This window comes from Nitrogeniibacter mangrovi (assembly GCF_010983895.1).
Lineage (GTDB): Bacteria > Pseudomonadota > Gammaproteobacteria > Burkholderiales > Rhodocyclaceae > Nitrogeniibacter > Nitrogeniibacter mangrovi.
The window spans coordinates 2,581,300-2,595,388 of sequence record NZ_CP048836.1 but is presented as its reverse complement, the minus strand read 5'-3'; the positions used below and the strand labels follow the sequence as shown (position 1 = coordinate 2,595,388).

General features: G+C 66.3%; 13 protein-coding genes. 11 read left to right on the top strand and 2 right to left on the bottom strand.

Annotated features, from left to right (window positions below; all coding sequences use genetic code 11):
- Positions 1 to 48 precede the first annotated feature (48 nt).
- From G3580_RS11965 to G3580_RS11955, 3 genes are read left to right on the top strand one after another with little or no spacing between them, the layout of a single operon-like run.
- Positions 49 to 1,215 (top strand): DesA family fatty acid desaturase, encoded by a 1,167-nt coding sequence (locus G3580_RS11965; RefSeq protein ID WP_173765803.1) that lies wholly within the window; start codon positions 49 to 51, stop codon positions 1,213 to 1,215.
- A gap of 39 nt (positions 1,216 to 1,254) precedes the next feature.
- Complete coding sequence (locus tag G3580_RS11960) at positions 1,255 to 1,857, top strand: pseudouridine synthase (RefSeq protein WP_173765801.1); 603 nt, start codon at positions 1,255 to 1,257, stop codon at positions 1,855 to 1,857.
- Between the two features lie 57 nt (positions 1,858 to 1,914).
- A complete protein-coding gene (locus G3580_RS11955; RefSeq protein WP_173765799.1) occupies positions 1,915 to 3,810 on the top strand; it encodes a cation:proton antiporter in 1,896 nt (631 codons plus the stop codon).
- A 9-nt stretch (positions 3,811 to 3,819) separates the two neighbouring features.
- Here G3580_RS11955 and G3580_RS11950 read toward each other — a convergent pair whose 3' ends face one another.
- Together G3580_RS11950 and G3580_RS11945 are read right to left on the bottom strand one after the other, a co-directional pair.
- The gene (locus G3580_RS11950) at positions 3,820 to 4,452 is read right to left on the bottom strand and encodes an HNH endonuclease (RefSeq protein WP_217424475.1); all 633 of its coding nucleotides are present in this window, start codon (positions 4,450 to 4,452) and stop codon (positions 3,820 to 3,822) included.
- 75 nt (positions 4,453 to 4,527) lie between these two features.
- Positions 4,528 to 5,076 carry an NUDIX hydrolase gene (locus tag G3580_RS11945; protein WP_173765795.1) on the bottom strand — a complete coding sequence of 183 codons (549 nt, stop codon included), beginning with the start codon at positions 5,074 to 5,076 and terminating at the stop codon, positions 4,528 to 4,530.
- Positions 5,077 to 5,276: 200 nt separating this feature from the next.
- Between G3580_RS11945 and G3580_RS11940 the strand changes: the two genes are divergently transcribed.
- The 8 genes from G3580_RS11940 to G3580_RS11905 all read left to right on the top strand — a co-directional run bounded on the left by G3580_RS11940 (position 5,277) and on the right by G3580_RS11905 (position 14,084).
- Positions 5,277 to 7,307: a GGDEF domain-containing response regulator gene (locus G3580_RS11940; protein ID WP_173765793.1), complete on the top strand. Its 2,031-nt coding sequence runs from the start codon at positions 5,277 to 5,279 to the stop codon at positions 7,305 to 7,307.
- A 25-nt stretch (positions 7,308 to 7,332) separates the two neighbouring features.
- On the top strand, positions 7,333 to 9,078 hold the full coding sequence (locus G3580_RS11935; RefSeq protein WP_173765791.1) for a putative bifunctional diguanylate cyclase/phosphodiesterase: 1,746 nt from the start codon (positions 7,333 to 7,335) through the stop codon (positions 9,076 to 9,078).
- A gap of 184 nt (positions 9,079 to 9,262) precedes the next feature.
- Positions 9,263 to 9,580 (top strand): flagellar transcriptional regulator FlhD, encoded by a 318-nt coding sequence (gene flhD, locus G3580_RS11930; RefSeq protein WP_173765789.1) that lies wholly within the window; start codon positions 9,263 to 9,265, stop codon positions 9,578 to 9,580.
- 18 nt (positions 9,581 to 9,598) lie between these two features.
- Positions 9,599 to 10,153: a flagellar transcriptional regulator FlhC gene (gene flhC, locus G3580_RS11925; RefSeq protein ID WP_173765787.1), complete on the top strand. Its 555-nt coding sequence runs from the start codon at positions 9,599 to 9,601 to the stop codon at positions 10,151 to 10,153.
- Between the two features lie 274 nt (positions 10,154 to 10,427).
- Positions 10,428 to 11,282 (top strand): flagellar motor stator protein MotA, encoded by an 855-nt coding sequence (gene motA / locus G3580_RS11920; RefSeq protein ID WP_173765785.1) that lies wholly within the window; start codon positions 10,428 to 10,430, stop codon positions 11,280 to 11,282.
- A gap of 25 nt (positions 11,283 to 11,307) precedes the next feature.
- Complete coding sequence (gene motB, locus G3580_RS11915) at positions 11,308 to 12,372, top strand: flagellar motor protein MotB (protein ID WP_173765783.1); 1,065 nt, start codon at positions 11,308 to 11,310, stop codon at positions 12,370 to 12,372.
- 109 nt (positions 12,373 to 12,481) lie between these two features.
- Positions 12,482 to 13,687: a methyl-accepting chemotaxis protein gene (locus tag G3580_RS20385; RefSeq protein WP_173765781.1), complete on the top strand. Its 1,206-nt coding sequence runs from the start codon at positions 12,482 to 12,484 to the stop codon at positions 13,685 to 13,687.
- 31 nt (positions 13,688 to 13,718) lie between these two features.
- Positions 13,719 to 14,084, top strand: a complete 366-nt coding sequence (locus tag G3580_RS11905; RefSeq protein ID WP_173765780.1) for a response regulator — start codon at positions 13,719 to 13,721, stop codon at positions 14,082 to 14,084.
- Positions 14,085 to 14,089: the final 5 nt, after the last annotated feature.

The following is a 14,089-nucleotide window of genomic DNA, read 5'->3' as shown; positions in this document are numbered from 1 at the left end:
CCTCACGTATAATCTCCCAACGAATTTTTTCAAGGAGCGCATCCGCGCATGTTGTCCGGTCTGATCGATCTGCCCTGGTGGGGCTATGTGCTGGTGACCCTGGCGATGACGCACGTCACCATTGCCGCCGTCACCATCTTCCTGCATCGCCACCAGGCCCACCGGGCGCTGGACCTGCACCCGCTGCCGAGCCATTTCTTCCGTTTCTGGCTGTGGCTGACCACCGGCATGGTCACCAAGGAGTGGGCCGCCATCCACCGCAAGCACCACGCCAAGTGCGAGACCGAAGAGGATCCGCACAGCCCGCAGACGCGGGGCCTGCGCAAGGTGCTGTGGCAGGGCGCCGAGCTCTACCGCGCCGAGGCGAAGAACCAGGAGACCCTCGACCGCTACGGCCACGGCACCCCCGACGACTGGATCGAGCGTCACGTCTATCGGCGCAACATCCTCGGCGTGAGCCTGATGCTGATCATCGACCTGCTGCTGTTCGGGCCCGTGGGGCTCACCATGTGGGCGGTGCAGATGATGTGGATTCCGTTCTTCGCCGCCGGGGTGATCAACGGTGTGGGGCACTTCTGGGGCTACCGTAACTTCAACTGCGCCGACGCGGCCACCAACCTGGTGCCCTGGGGCATCCTCATCGGTGGCGAGGAACTGCACAACAATCACCACGCCTTCGCCACCTCCGCCAAGCTGTCGGCGCGCTGGTACGAATTCGACATCGGCTGGATGTACATCCGCCTGCTGCAGGCGGTGGGGCTGGCGCGGCCGAAGAAGGTGATCCCGACGCCGCGCTTCGCGCCGGCGCGCCCGGTGCCCGACGGCGACATGCTGCAGGCCATCATCACCCATCGCTACGACGTGATGACCCGCTACCTGCGCTCGCTGCGCAACACCTATGCCGAGGAGATCGCGCATCTCAAGCGCCGCCACGCGGGCACCTTCACCCTCAAGGCGCGCGAGCTGCGCCGCCTGATCCTCTCCGACAACCTGCCCGAGGATGCCGCCGCCCAGCGCCAGGCCGCGCTCGAACACAGCGAACGGCTGGCCCTGCTCGAGACCATGCGCGCCGAACTCAACGCCCTGTGGGCACGTTCCACCGCCTCGCGCGACCAGCTGCTGGCGCAGCTGCGCGACTGGATCGAGCGCGCCGAACGCAGCGGCATTGCGCAGCTGCAGGAATTCTCGCAGCGCCTGCGCTGCTACGCCGCCTGACCGACGCCGGTCGGCGGCCCGCACGGCGGGGCGCACATCATGTCCCGCCTGATCCTCTTCAACAAACCCTTCAACGTGCTGTGCCAGTTCTCGCCCGAGGGCGAGCGGCACACCCTGAAGGACTTCATCGAGGTGCCCGGCGTCTATCCGGCGGGCCGGCTCGATGCCGACAGCGAGGGCCTGCTGCTGCTGACCGACGACGGTCGCCTGCAGGCGCGCATCGCCGACCCGCGCCACAAGGCGCCCAAGACCTATCTGGCCCAGGTGGAAGGGATTCCCCACGAGGCCGCCCTCGAAGCCTTGCGGCGCGGCGTCGACCTGGGGGGGTTTCGCACCCGGCCGGCCGAGGCGCGTCTGGTCGAGGAACCGGCCTGGCTGTGGCCCCGCCAGCCGCCGATCCGCGAGCGCAAGGCCATTCCCACCGCCTGGATCGAGCTGGTGATCCGCGAGGGCAAGAACCGGCAGGTGCGGCGCATGACCGCCCGGACCGGTTTTCCGACCCTGCGGCTGATCCGCACCGCGATCGGGCCGTGGCGGCTCGATGCGCTCGGACCGGGGCAATGGTGCGACGGCCAGGTGCCCGACGAATGGTCGCGTCCGGCGCGGGAACATGCCCCGCAGCGTCGGCGTCGACGTCTCTGATACGACATTGGATTCGGGTATGCTGATCGCGCACGCGCCCATCGGAGGACTCTTTCCGTGACCCAACAGACGATTGCCTTGCTCGCCGGGATCGCCGTGCTGGGCGGCGCGTGCCAGTGGCTGGCCTGGCGCATGCGCCTGCCGGCCATTCTCTTCCTGCTGCTGTCCGGCATCGTCGTCGGCCCCGTGGCGGGCATCCTCGACCCGGACGCGCTGCTCGGCGACCTGCTGTTCCCCTTCGTGTCGCTGGCGGTGTCGGTGATCCTCTTCGAAGGCAGCCTCACGCTCAAGTTTTCCGAGATCGCGGGGCTGGAGAAGGTGGTGCGCCGCTTCGTGACCACCGGCATGCTGATCACCTGGCTCATCACCACCCTGGCCACCCGCTGGCTGACCGACTTCTCCTGGGGGTTGGCGACCCTGTTCGGGGCGATCATGGTGGTCACCGGGCCGACCGTCATCCAGCCCATGCTGCGCACCGTGCGCCCCACCGCCAAGGTGGCGAGCATCCTGCGCTGGGAGGGCATCATCATCGACCCGATCGGTGCCCTGCTGGCGGTGCTGGTGTATGAATTCCTGGTATCCACGAGCGCAGGTGGTGCCTGGGTCGAGACCTTCATGACCTTCTTCCGCCTGATCGGCTCGGGGCTGCTGGTCGGCATCGGCGTGGGCTATTTCCTCGGCGAGGCGCTGCGGCGCGACTGGCTGCCGCACTACCTGTTCAACGTCGCGACGCTGGCGGCGGTGATGGGGGCCTTCGCGCTCTCCAACGCGGTGGCGCACGAGTCGGGGCTGCTGGCGGTGACCGCGATGGGCATCTATCTGGCCAACCGCAAGGGCGTGCCGGTCGAGGAGATCCTGGCCTTCAAGGAAAGCCTCAGCCTGCTGCTGATCACGGCGTTGTTCATCCTGCTCGCGGCGCGGCTGGATCTGGGACTGCTCGAGCACATCGGCTGGGTGGCGGTGCAGATCTTCCTGGTGATGCAGTTCGTAGCGCGGCCGGTGAAGGTGTTCTTCGCCACCCGCGGCTCCTCGCTGAACTGGCGCGAGCGGGCGCTGCTGGGCTGGATCGCGCCGCGCGGCATCGTCGCGGCGGCGGTGGTGGCGCTGTTCTCGATCCAGCTCGACCAGCAGGGCTTCAAGGACGCCATCCTGCTCGTCCCGCTCACCTTCGTGGTCATCATCGGCACGGTGGTGCTGCAAAGCCTGACCGCGGGCCCGCTGGCGCGGATGTTGAAGGTGGCCGAGCCGGGTTCCGGCGGCTTCCTGATCGTCGGTGCCAATCCGCTCGCGCGTGCGATCGCGCAGGCGCTGGCGCAGCAGGAGGTGTCGGTGCGCCTGACCGACACCCTGTGGGACAACGTGAGCCGGGCGCGCATGGCCGGGCTCAAGACCTACTACGGCAACCCGCTGTCGGAACACGCCGAGATCTACCTGGACACCTCGGGCCTCGGGCGGGTGCTGGCGCTGACCGCCGACGAGCACCTGAACGAGCTGGCGTGCACCCGGTTCCGGGCCTATTTTGGCCCCAAGCGCACCTTCGCCCTGCGCGTGAGCCACACCGAGAAGGGGCGCAAGAGCGTCTCTGCCGGAGGCGGGCAGTGGACCTTCGGGGAGCGCGCCACCTTCGTGGACCTGTCACGGCGGGTCGCCCGCGGTGCCGAGATCCGGCAGACCAACCTGTCCGAGGCCTTCGGGTTCGAGCAGTTCGGCGAGAAGTACGGCGAGCGGGCGACGCCGCTGTTCGCGATCGACCCGAAAGGGCGGGTGGAGGTCTTTACCGACGACAACACCTTCGCGCCCAAGGCCGGCTGGGTGGTGCTGGCGCTGATCGATCCGGACCCGGCCGAGGTGCCCAAGCGTGCCGCCAAGACCGGGCCGGCCAGGACGGCGGACATCAAGCCCGACCTGCCGGGCGCGCCGCCCGCCTCGGGGGCGGCGCGTCAGGACGCCTGAGAGGCGGTCTCAGCCGTCCAGATGGCGGACCCGGCTCTGCGTGGGCAGATGCTGGAGCAGGAAATCCATCTGGTCGGCCAGGATGTTGCGGTTGGACAGGATCAGGAACTCCGCCTTGTTGGGCACGTAGGGCGCGTAGAGCAGGGCCATGCCGGCCTGTTCGGGGCGCTTGTTGTCCTTCTTCTGGTTGCAGTGCCGACAGGCGGTGACCACGTTCATCCACACGTCGCGCCCGCCGCGCGAGACCGGTTCGACATGGTCGCGGGTCAGCTGCGCGCCGGGCAGGGTGCTGCCGCAGTAGGCGCAGGTGTGGCGGTCACGGCGGAACAGCTCGCGGTTGCTCAGGGGCGGCACCTGGCGAAAGCTGGCCGGGCGCAGCGCACGGCCCTTGATGGCGATGATGCTCTGGCTGCTCAGCGAGGAGCGCTCGCCGGTGATGCGACAGGTGCCGCCGAGGATGCGGAAAGCCTGTTCGCCGGTCGACCAGGCGACCATGTCGCGCGCATGGTAGGTGCAGGCCGCCTGCCAGCTGACCCAGCGGTGCGGGCGGCCGTTGACGTCGAGCGTGAGAATCCAGGGGTGGCGCACCGGGACCCGGGCGTCTCCATGCGAAGAAACGTCAACCGCTTGCATCGTCTGCATGTCCTCCTGGTCGTTGGGCCGTTGGCGCGTATGTCTGCTCATTTGATCGTTCCCGAGCGGCGCCGGTTCCGCGCCTCACATGTTTTGCCTGGCGTCGTAGTCGAGATCTTCCGCGTGAAAGGTGAAACGCTGATGTCGCCGGTCTTCGAAATAGCGGCGCAGGGCCAGGTCGACAGACCGAAAGGCGAGCGCGTTCCAGGGCAGGTCCTGCTCGTCGAACAGGGCCACCTCCAGTGATTCGTCGCCCGGCGAGAAACCGGGTTCGGCCAGGCGCGCCCGATAGAACAGGTGCACCTGGCTGATGTGGGGAATGCTGACCATGGCGAAGGCCTCGCCGACGGTGATGCGGGCGCAGGCTTCCTCGAGGGTCTCGCGCGCCGCCGCCTGGGCGGTCGTTTCGCGGTTTTCCATGAACCCGGCGGGCAGGGTCCACAGGCCATGGCGGGGCTCGATGGCCCGCTTGCACAGCAGGATCCGGTCACCGGATTCGACGATGGCGCCGACGACCATCTTGGGATTGGAGTAATGAATTTCGCCGCAGGTGTCGCACACGTGGCGCGGTAGCGAATCCCCCTCGGGGATGCGAAAGCTGACCGTCGCGCCGCATGCTGAGCAGAAATTCATGTATGTCTCCGGTTTGGACGATTCTATCAGGCGTTTGCCCGAGGCTGGACATCTTTGTGGTCGCGTGCTCTGGCCCGGTGGGCGGGCGGGGGATACATGACAAAGGGCTCAAGTTGGGCCGCGATCGAACCGATGAATAAGGCGATGAACATTGCCCGGGCCGTCGCCCGGGACAAATGCCGTATTCAACCCGATCCGCCATGTCGCCACCGATCAAGATCAGCCACTTCGAACAGCTCAAGGCCTCCGGCGATCTGCCTTCGCCGAAGGGGGCCGCGCTCGCGATCATCCGCCTGACGCGCAAGGAGGATCTGTCGCTGGCCGAGCTGGCGCGGGTGATCAAGACCGATCCGGCCTTCGTCGGGCGTCTGGTGAAGGCGGCCAACGGGGTGGCGATCTCGCCCGGGCGGCCGATCGCGTCGGTGCAGGAGGCCCTGATGGTGGTGGGGCTGCCGGCGGTGCGCAACATGGCGCTGGGGTTCTCGCTGCTGTCCAACTACCGCAGTGGCGGCTGCGAGCACTTCGACTACGAGCGCTACTGGTCCGGATCGCTGGTGATGGCCATCGTCTGCCAGGGGTTGGGGCGACGCCTGCGATGCGCTTCGCCCGACGAGATGTTCTGCCTCGGTCTGCTGGCGCGCATCGGTGAGCTGGCGCTGGCCACCCTGTTTCCCAGGGAATACAGCGAGGTGCTTGTCGAGGGGCGGGCCCGCGATGCCGACGAACTCATCGCCATGGAGCGCAAGGCCTTCGCGATGAACCACCGGGAGCTGACCGCGGCGATGCTGGCCGACTGGGGGCTGCCGGTGATCTACCAGGAGGTGGCCTATCATTTCGAGGCGCCGCTGGGGGCCGCCTTCGGCGAGGAGAGCCGCGAGGCGAAGATTCTCGACGCGCTGTGTCTGGCCCACGAGATTGCCCAGCTCTGTCTGGCCGATCCGGCCGCCCGACCCGCGCTCATGGAGCACCTGTCCCCGGTGGCCGATCGCACCGGGATGGCGCCGGAGGCGCTCGACACCTTCATCGAAGAGGTGACCCGTGAGTGGACCGAATGGGGCAAGGTGCTGCAGGTGGCGACCCAGCGCTTCGTCGAGCCGGTGCATGCCCAGGCCGGCGCCGCAGGCACGGCCAAAAGCACGCGTCCGGGGGAGGCGCCCCCGTGCGTGCCACCGGCCAGCGGCGTGTCGATGCGGGTCGTGGTGGTCGAACGCGATGCCAAGGTGCGCGCGACCCTGCGCGGCGTGCTCGAACGCGCCGGTCATCGGGTGTTCGAATCCGACGACGGGCGTCACGGCATGGAGCTGGCGCTCGAGGTGCAGCCGCAGATGATGCTCGTGGATGCGCACATGCCCGGGGTGGGCGGCATCGCCCTCACGCGGGCCCTGCGGCAGACGCGCATCGGGCGCTCGATCTACATCCTCCTGCTCACCTCCCGCGAGGACGACGAACGACTCATCGAGGCCTTCGAGAACGGTGTGGACGATTTCGTCACCAAACCGATCCGCAGTCGCGTGCTCGCCGCGCGCCTGCGGGCCGGACACCGGGTGATCCGCCTGCAGCAGGAAGTGGAGCGCGACCGCGAGGAGATCCGGCGCTTCGCTGCCGAACTGGCGGTGACCAACCGGCGCCTGCAGGAAGTGGCCCTCACGGATCAGCTGACCGGGTTTCGCAACCGCCGTTACGCCATCGACCGGATCGCCCAGGAGTGGTCGGCGTCCATGCGTTCGCGGCGGCCGCTCTCATGCATGGTCATCGACATCGACAACTTCAAGCAGATCAACGACACCTACGGCCATGACGTCGGCGATGCCGTCCTGCGCCAGGCCGCCAGCGCGATCAAGCTGGGGCTGCGCTCGCAGGACGTGGTGGCGCGCACCGGGGGTGATGAATTCCTCGTGCTGTGCCCGGATACCGACCTGCGCGCCGCCATGCACTGCGCCGAGCGCCTGCGCGAGGCCGTCCATGGCGCCCGGGTGTCGGTCAGCCGGCTGAACCTGCGCGTCACCATCAGCGTGGGGGTGGCCGAGCGCGACGCCTCCATGCCCGACGCCGATGCCATGATCAAGCGGGCCGACCAGGGGGCCTACGTGGCCAAGGCCCAGGGGCGCGACCAGGTGGCGACCGTGCAGCAACGCGTGGCCGGGGCGGCCGAAGCGGCGTCGGCGGTCGAGCCGACGGACGGTGGGGCCGTGCCTCAAGTTCCCCCGCGGGAAACCGCTAATTCGAAATAGCTAAACCGGATTCCGACACCGCTCGATGACCCAGACCGCCGCCACCACGACCGACGCGCCCATTCGCGCCCTCGTCGTGGATGATTCCGAAGACGATGCCTTCCTGCTCAAGGCCGAACTGGCCCAGCGTGGGGTGGCGATCGACTATCGGCGCGTCGACAGCGAGCTCGACATGGCCGCGGCGCTCGCTGCCGACGACTGGGATCTGGTGATCTCCGACCACAACATGCCGGGCTTCGACGCGCTGGCGGCCCTCGAAGTGCTCAAGCGCAGCGGCCGCGATCTGCCGTTCATCCTGCATTCCGGCCATATCAGCGACCAGCTCGCGATCTCCGCCATGTACGACGGCGTGCACGACGTGATCCCCAAGGGACAGTACGAGCGCATGGTGCCGGTCATTGAGCGTGAGCTGCGCGGTGCGGCGGCGCGCCGGGCGGTGCGCCAGGCGGACGACCGCATCCAGCAGCTGTCCTATTTCGACAAGCTGAGCAAGCTGCCCAACCAGAATCTGTTCTGCACCAAGGTGTCCGATTGGCTCGACGGTGCGTTGCAGCGCGGTCGCGCGGTGCGTGGTGCCTTGTTCGTGATCGACATCGATCGCTTCTTGCGGGTGAATGCCAGCTTCGGCTACGAGAGCGGCAACGACATCATCTGCCAGATCAGCGTCCGGCTGCTCGAGGTGCTGCAGTCGGATGTGGTGCTGGCGCGCCTGGGCGGGGACGAGTTCGGCGTGTTCGTGCCCGGCATCGGCGAGCGTGCCAGCGCCGAGGTGTTCGCCCGCTGGATCAGCAAGGTGTTCGAGGCGCCGTTCATGAAGGACGGCATCGAGCTGTTTCTGACGCCCAGCATCGGCATCGCCCTGGTCCCCGTCGACGGCACCCAGGTGTACGACCTGCTCATGAACGCGGAGACCGCCAGCGCCCAGGTCAAGCGGCGTGGCGGCAATGGATTCCGCTTCTACGATCGCACCATGAATGCCGCCTCGGCGGAGCGGGTGGCGCTGGAGGCCGATCTGCGCCACGCGGTGGAGCGCGACGAGCTGTTCCTCGAGTTCCAGCCGGTGCTCGAGGCGGCCAGCGGCCGGATCGTCAGCGCTGAGGCGCTGGTGCGCTGGAACCATCCGCGCCTCGGCCGGGTGCCGCCGGACCGCTTCATCGCCATCGCCGACGAGACCGGCCTGATCGTCGAGATCGGCGACTGGGTGCTCAACGAGGCGGCGCGCCGCTGCCACGCCTGGCACGAAGCCGGATTCACCGACATGAACGTGTCGGTCAACGTCTCCGCCATGCAGTTCGGCCAGCCGCGGCTGCTCGAATCGGTGCGTGACACGCTGGCGCGCACCGGACTGCGTCCCGGGTGCCTGATGCTGGAGATCACCGAGTCCTCCCTCATGCAGGATGCCGAGTCCACCGCCGGGATGCTCCGTGCCCTGCGCAACATGGGGGTGCGCATTTCGGTGGACGACTTCGGCACCGGTTACTCCTCGCTGTCCTACCTGAAGCGCTTTCCCATCGACGTCATCAAGATCGACAAGTCCTTCGTGCGCGACCTGTGCACCGACGAGGAGGACGCCGCCATCGTTCGCGCGATCATTGCGCTGGCGCACAGCATGCGCCGCTCGACCATTGCCGAAGGGGTCGAGACGGAGGCCCAGATCGAGCTGCTCAAGCGCGAGCGCTGCGAATACTTCCAGGGCTACTACTACGGTCGCCCGATGGCCTTCGCGCAGTTGCTCGAGCGCCTGGAAAGTCAGGACGCCCCCGTCGCCTGAGTCCTGCCCGGTGGCCCCGTGGCCGCTCTTCGACGTGCCGTGTAGGACAAATTCCTACACGAAAAGGTAAAAGGCTTGTTACAGGATCTTACAAGCCTGGCCGATACCGGCAATTTTTGCCTCCGAGCACAATGACCCCCACGATGAAGACAAGCGCGACAACGCGCGACGCCAGGAGGTCTCGATGAAAAGCATGGACATGCAGGAAGAAATCAGGGAACTGAATCTTGCCTATCTGATGCTCGCTCAACAGATGGTGCGCGAGGATCGGGAAGAGGCCATGTTCCGCCTCGGAATTTCCGCCGAGGTCGCCGAGCTCATCGAAGGTCTGTCCACCTCGCAGATCGCCCGCATGGCGGGGCAGCAGATGGTGCTGTGCCGCTTCCGCTTCGACGACGCCGCCCTGGTCGGCATGCTGACCGGCAAGGGGCGCGACGCCGCGACCTCCTCGCTGCACGCGGCGATCGTTGCCGCTGCACAGCCGGTCCAGAACCTGGCCTGACCGGACGGAGACGACACAATGCGTAACAAGAGCGTTCTTGCCGAAGCCGAAGACATCCAGCGTGCGGTCGAGATGATCCGTCTCGGCGCGCGCATGCAGATGCTCGAATCCGAAACCAAACTCAGCCGCGAACGCCTGCTCAAGCTGTACAAGGAAGTTCGTGGCGTCTCGCCCCCGAAGGGCATGCTGCCGTTCTCGACCGACTGGTTCATGACCTGGCAGCCCAACGTACATTCCTCCCTGTTCATGGCCTTCTTCCGCTTCATGAAGGACACCGCAGGGCTCGCCGACCTGGACGCGATCCTCAAGGGCTACCGCCTGTATCTGGATCACATCGAGGCGGAGGGACTCGAAGACGTGCTCAGCCTGACCCGCGCGTGGACGCTGGTGCGCTTCTTCGACGCCGATTTGTTGCAGCAGACCACTTGCACGTGTTGCGGTGGCCGTTATGTCGCGCATGCGTATGACCCGACGCATGAGTATGTGTGTGGGCTGTGCAACATGCCTTCGCGTGCCGGAAAGGGTCGCCGGTCGCGCAAGGTGGTATCTGATCGTAGTACTGCCATGGTCTGACCTCCTCCTTGCTCAGCAAGGGGTTCCAAGCCGCCGGGGTTTCCGGCGGTTTTTTTTTGCGCCATCGCCCGGGTCGGCGCTCCGCAGGCGCGGGTGCATGTCCGGCCCCGATCGGTCACCAGCCTTGATTGACGCGGTTTTCAGCCGTTCGGGGGCTCAAGTTTTGCGAGGCAGGGTCGATACCTGCACTGAAGGATATGTGGCGTGGCAAGCGCCACGCGTCAGGCTCTGTGCATCCCCCCCGGGGTCGATCAGAAGAACAAGGGTTGTTGCGATGTTTCTCATCATCGGATACGTCATCGTGCTCGCCGCCTCGCTCGGCACCTATGCCGTTCACGGTTCCCTCGCGGCGCTGTGGGTGCCCACCGAATACATCGCCATCGTGGGGCTGATGACCGGTGGCTTCGTGGCGGGCAACGGGGGCAAGGCCATCAAGTCCACCGTCGGTGCGCTGCCCACGGTGTTCAAGGGCTCGCGCTACAACAAGGCCTTCTACGTGGACGTGCTCTCGCTGATGTACGAACTGCTCTCCAAGGTGCGCAAGGAGGGCCTGATGTCGATCGAGGGCGACATCGAGAACGCCGAATCGAGCCCGATCTTCTCCAAGTACCCGAACTTCATGGGCGACCACCACGCGGTGGAGTTCCTCACCGACTACCTGCGCATGATGGTGGGTGGCAACCTCAACGCCTTCGAGATCGAGAATCTCATGGACATGGAGATCGAGACCCATCACCACGAGGCCCATGGCCCGGCGCATGTCATGTCCAAGGTGGCCGATTCGGTGCCCGCCTTCGGTATCGTGGTGGCGGTGATGGGGGTGGTGAACGTGATGGGCTCGGTCGGCGAGCCGCCGGCGGTGCTCGGCAAGATGATCGGCGGCGCGCTGGTGGGGACCTTCCTCGGTATTCTCGTCTCCTACGGTTTCGTGGCCCCGATCGCTGGCCAGCTCGAGCAGAAGGTGGACGAGGGCGGCAAGATCTACGAGTGCATGAAGGTGGTGCTGCTCGCCAGCATGAACGGATACGCGCCCCAGGTGGCGATCGAATTCGGTCGCAAGGTGCTGTTCTCCACCGACCGACCGTCCTTCACCGAGCTGGAGGAAGAAGTCAAGAGCCGCAAGGGCTGAGCGGCGTGCTTGAGTCGGCGCAATCATGAGTGACGATACCCAACAACCCATCGTCGTCAAGAAGATCAAGAAAGGTGGGGGCGGCGCGCACGGCGGCGCCTGGAAGATCGCCTACGCGGACTTCGTGACGGCCATGATGGCCTTCTTCCTGCTCATGTGGCTGCTTGGCTCCACGGCCAAGGGCGACATGGAGGGCATTGCCGAATTCTTCAAGAATCCGCTCAAGGTCAGCCTCAACGGGGGCGAGGGTTCGGGCGACAGCTCCAGCATCATCAAGGGCGGCGGCGAGGATCTGACGCGCTCGGTCGGGCAGGTCAAGCGTGGCGACGTGGAAGGGCACAAGACCATCAACCTCGATGCGGCCCGCGACCCGTCCGCCGTGTCCAAGGGCAAGGACGCTTACGAATTCGAGCAACGCGAACGCGCCCAGCTGATCGACCTCAAGGGCCAGATCGAAGCGCTGATCGAGGCCAGCTCGACCCTGCGTGCGCTGCGCAACCAGCTGATCATGGACATCACGCCGGAAGGCCTGCGCATCCAGATCGTCGACGAGAAGAACCGGCCCATGTTCGCCCAGTCGAGCGACCGGCTGCAGCCTTACACCCAGGAACTGCTGCGCGCCATCGGCAAGGCACTGAACAGCGTGGACAACCGCATCAGCATCTCCGGGCACACCGACGCGAGCCAGTATGCGGGCGGGGAGCGGGGCTTCTCGAACTGGGAGCTGTCCTCCAATCGGGCCAACGCGGCGCGGCGCGAACTGATCGCCGGTGGGCTCGAGGAGGGCAAGGTCATCCGCGTGGTGGGGCTGGCCGACATCATTCCGTTCAAACCCGACGATCCCTACGATCCGACCAACCGGCGCATCAGCATCATCGTGATGAACCGGAAGACCGAACAGGCGGTGCTGGGCACCAATCGCAAGGTGCAGGTGGGCGAGGGGCGCCCAATCGATTCATCTCGTTTGCGCACGCAACTCGAGGGTAGCCAGACGGCCGGGGACGGGGCGGTCGAGCAGCGCCCTCCTGCGCGTCCCGAGACGCCTCATGCGCCGTTGAAACCGCGTATCACGATGCCGTCGATGCGCTGACCGGCCGCGGCGCTTCGGGTGGGGAAACATCCTCTCCTCGTTAAAGTCCGCCGTCCGGAAGACGTTATTTTTCCCAGAACAATCCCGAATCATCCGAGCACATCGAGCCATGCCAAACAAACACCTGAAGAAGCTGATCGGCGGTTCCGTCTGGTCCGTGGCCGTCGCCATGGCATTCGCCCTGATTCCCGCTCTGGCCGGGCTCGGCTGGCTGGCGGCCCTGGTCGCGGCGCTCGGCTGGGCCGTGGCGCTCATGGTCGGCAACGAGGAAGCATCCGGGCTCGCCGCCCCGGCCGAGCGTAGCGGTGTTCAGAGCGCCAACGGGATGGACGCCGCCTTCGGTGGCTGCGTGCGCGAGTTCAACACCCAGTTCGAACTGGCGGAACGTGAATTCAACCGGGTGCTCGGGGTGCTGTCCAACGCGATCGACGAGCTCACCAGTAGTTTCCACGGCATGCACGCGTCGACCGGCCAACAGCGCAAGATCGCCATGTCGATCATGTCCATGGATGCGACCGACAGCGACGGCGAGGCGCTCCAGTTCAACGAATTCGTCACCCGTACCTCCGACACCATGCAGCGCATCGTCGACAGTGTGGTGACCAACAGCAAACTGGGTATGGAGCTGGTCGAGCTGACCGACGACATCGCCCGGCGGGCGCACGAGGTGGAGAGCATCCTCGACGAGATCGGCGGCATCGCCAAGCAGACCAACCTGCTCGCCCTCAACGCGGCGATCGAGGCGGCCCGTGCCGGCGAGGCGGGGCGCGGGTTCGCTGTGGTGGCCGACGAGGTGCGCGACCTGTCGTCCCGCACCGCCCAGTTCAGCGAGCAGATCTCGCAGACCATGAGCACCATGCTGGCGTCGGTCAAGCAGACCGAGACGGCCATCGAACGTATGGCCTCACAGGACATGAACTTCGCGCTCGAGAGCAAGAGCCAGGTGGAAGTCATGCTGTCCGCGATCGAGCGCATGAACGATGAGCGCACCGAGGCGATCGGGCAGCTGTCGGTCCATGCCGGCTCGGTGGACGCCGAAGTCGGACGGGCGATCACCGCGCTGCAGTTCCAGGACATGGTCTCGCAGATGATCGGCCATGTGGGCCAGCGCCTGACGCGCATGCGTGACGCGATCCACGAGGTCGGCGGCGTGGCCCAGGAAGCGGCCCGTGCCTGCGACGATGAAACCTTCGATCGACTCTCCGCCCGCTTGTCCGGCGTGGTGCGCATGCTGGACGAGTTGGCCGAATTCAGTGAAACCCATCCGGTGAAGAAGGCCGATAGCGTCCAGAGCGGCGATATCGAGTTGTTCTGATGCCGGCGTAACGCAAGACAGGAAGATCAAGATGGCCAAGACAGTTCTCGCAGTCGATGACTCCGCCTCCATCCGCCAGATGGTGTCCTTTACGCTCAAGAGCGCAGGCTATGAGGTGGTCGAGGCGGCCGACGGGCAGGAAGGGCTCGACAAGGCCAAGACCCGCGCCTTCAACCTGGTGCTCACCGACCAGAACATGCCGCGCATGGACGGCCTGACGCTGATCAAGTCGTTGCGCGGCATGGCCAACTACCGCAGCGTGCCCATCCTCATGCTGACCACCGAATCGTCCGATGCGATGAAGTCGCAGGGGCGCGCCGCCGGCGCCACCGGCTGGCTGGTCAAGCCCTTCGATCCGAACAAGCTGATCGAAGTGGTCAAGAAGGTCATCGGCTGAGCCCA